The following is a 669-nucleotide window of genomic DNA, read 5'->3' as shown; positions in this document are numbered from 1 at the left end:
CGGCCCGTTGAGCCGCATCTCGGCATGGCCGGACAGCTGCGACTTCAGCACGTCGGGCATGTCGATCGCGAAATCCACCGGGATGGGCTGGCGCTCGAGCCGCGGCGCCGGCGTGGTCGCCTTGATGTCGAACCTGGTCGGGTGTTCGTTGACGCGCGCCGTGCCGGTGAGCTTGATGGTGCGGTCGCGGCCCATGACGGCGTCGGCGTTGATCGCGCTGATGCGGCTGTCGACCCGATCGCGCAGGCGCGCGAATGCGACCTCGCCGTTGACGATCTTGAAACGGTCGATGGTGGCGCCGTCCATGTCGAGCGCAAGCGGCGCCGGCGATACATCGGCATTCGGCAGGCGGTCGCGCAGCAGCGGCTGGTACAGCACCGGATGGCTGACGACGATCTCGCTGATCTTCGGATGGCCCGACCATGCGCTCGCGAGCGACATGTCGACCTGCACGCTGTCGATCGTGATCCGCGTGATGCCGCTGCGGTCCTTGGGGTTCTGGAGCGTGAGGTTGTTCAGCGTGACGTTCAGCGTCGGCCACAGGCTGATCCGGGTCGCCCCGTCGATCGACAGGCGATAGCCGGTGCCGCTCTCGACGCGCGAGGCGATCGTCGACGCCAGGAAGCCCGAGGGGATTCCGATCACCAGCAGGAGCGCGATCCCGATGAT

At 67.4% G+C, this 669-nt stretch carries 1 protein-coding gene; it reads right to left on the bottom strand.

Going from position 1 to position 669, the window contains the following annotated elements:
* The coding region (locus AC1RUR_RS38335) for an AsmA family protein (protein ID WP_492853346.1) at nucleotides 1–669 on the bottom strand (669 nt) is incomplete at both ends.

This window comes from Bradyrhizobium sp. GW821-FHT12B03, from assembly GCF_058807535.1.
The sequence above is the reverse complement of the archived record's forward strand: the minus strand, read 5'-3'. Positions and strand labels throughout refer to the sequence as shown.